Raw genomic sequence first — 1,543 nt, 5'->3', positions numbered from 1 at the left:
GCCACCATGCCCGCCAGGCCGTGTCCTCGATGTTCCACGAGGCCCGCATGGGCCGCGCGGTGGATTCCAGCGACGCGCGCAGCCTGGTGCAGGAAATCTCCGATTCGATCACCCGCCACCCCTCGGCGCTCATCAGCCTGGCGCGGCTGAAGACGGCGGACGACTACACCTACATGCATTCGGTGGCGGTGTGCGCGCTGATGGTGGCCCTGGGGCGCCAGATCGGCCTGGACGCCGCGCGCATCCGCACCTCCGGCCTGGCCGGACTGATGCACGACATCGGCAAGGCGGCCATCCCGCTGGCGGTGCTGAACAAGCCCGGCAAGCTCACCGACGAGGAATTCGACATCGTGCGCAGCCATTCCGAGCACGGCTACCGCATGCTGCTGGAATGCGGGGGCGGCGTGGAGGACGAGGTGCTGGACGCCTGCCTGCACCACCACGAGAAGATGGACGGCTCGGGCTACCCGCACCGCCTGCCGGCAGAGCAGATCAGCCTGACCGCGCGCATGGCCTCGATCTGCGACGTGTACGACGCCGTCACCTCCGACCGGCCCTACAAGCGCGGCTGGGACCCGGCCGAATCGCTGCGGCGCATGGCCGAGTGGACCAACGGGCACTTCGACCCCCGCCTGTTCCAGGCCTTCGTGAAGAGCATCGGCATCTACCCCGTGGGCTCGCTCGTGCGGCTGACCTCGGGGCGCATCGGCGTGGTGATGGAGCAGGCCGCCTCGCTGGTGTCGCCGCGCGTGAAGGTGTTCTTCTCCACCAAGTCCGACCTGCGCATTGCGCCCGAGATCATCGACTTGGCCCAGCCCGGCTGCCCGGAGAAGATCGTGGCCCGCGAAGACCCGGACAAATGGCGCTTTCCGGACCTGAACGAGCTGTGGACCGGCATGCCGTCGGTGCCGCGCTGACGCCCCGGCCCTGACGCGACACCGGCCGCCCGCATGCCCCCGCCGCGCGCCAGCAACGATCCCGCGGGTGCCGTGCGCACCTATGCGATGGTGGAGCGCTCCAGCCACCTCGATTTCGACATCCGCGACCAGAGCGGCCGCACGCCGCTCACGCAGCCCCACAAGCACGAGTATTTCCAGATCCAGGTGAACCTGGAAGGCCACACGCAGCACCACATCGGCGGCGTGGCCCGGCCGTTCACCGCGCGCACCCTGAGCTTCGTGCTGCCGCACCGCATGCACCTCGTGCCGCACCCGCCGGGCACGCGCTGGCTGGTGGTGAACTTCAGCCAGCGCTTTCTGTGGCCCGGCCTGGCCGTGGACCCGCTCGACCTGGAAGACGTGCCGCTGGCCCTGGCACCGGAGCTGGCGCCGTTCCAGTTCCAGGAGCACTTGGACTTCACCTTCGACGAAAGCGGCTTCGAGGCCGTGCGGGCGCTGCTGGACACCCTGCAGCGCGAGAACGCGGCGCGGCGCCTGGCCTCGCTGGCGTGCATCCGCGGTGCCCTGCTGCAGTTGCTGGCGCTGACCTGCCAGCGCTGGGAAGGCGAGTTGCGCGCGCTGGCCGCGGCCCAGGCGCAGCGCGG

General features: G+C 70.2%; 2 protein-coding genes. Both read left to right on the top strand.

All coding sequences use genetic code 11. The annotated features are described in order from the left end of the window. Positions 1 to 917, top strand: a 917-nt coding sequence (locus AC27KI_RS24515) for an HD-GYP domain-containing protein (RefSeq protein WP_487116363.1), incomplete at its 5' end; no start/stop codon positions are given. A gap of 33 nt (positions 918 to 950) precedes the next feature. Further along, the coding region (locus tag AC27KI_RS24510; protein WP_487116361.1) for an AraC family ligand binding domain-containing protein at positions 951 to 1,543 on the top strand (593 nt) is incomplete at its 3' end.

The sequence above is a fragment of the Acidovorax sp. KPB24-03 genome, from assembly GCF_057546605.1.
This window is presented reverse-complemented; position numbering and strand designations above follow the sequence as displayed.